This is a genomic window from Leifsonia sp. SIMBA_070 (assembly GCF_046534635.1).
Classification (GTDB): domain Bacteria; phylum Actinomycetota; class Actinomycetes; order Actinomycetales; family Microbacteriaceae; genus Leifsonia.
The window spans coordinates 1-243 of record NZ_JAWRYK010000811.1 but is presented as its reverse complement, the minus strand read 5'-3'; the positions used below and the strand labels follow the sequence as shown (position 1 = coordinate 243).

Below are 243 nucleotides of genomic sequence, written 5' to 3'. Positions count from 1 at the left end.
GACGAGTGGATGGCGGCGAGCCCGGTCTACACCAAACGGATGCGGGCGGCGTTGCAGATTGACGGTGACGGTGTCGCGGACATGTTCAAGTGCCTGCAACTCGACATCGGGGCACCGCCACAGTTCATGGACTTCCGGTACACCATCTTCGATGACCATCACGGTGAGTTCGTGCTGAATCATTGTGGCGCGCTGATGGATGTCGAACCGATGGGTGATGACTACGTGACCTCGATGTGTCAC

1 pseudogene is annotated in these 243 nt (G+C 58.4%); it reads left to right on the top strand.

The features are described 5' to 3' along the window. Positions 1 to 9: 9 nt before the first annotated feature. Positions 10 to 243 (top strand): annotated as a pseudogene (locus tag SB754_RS22465) (hypothetical protein); the annotation flags it as partial.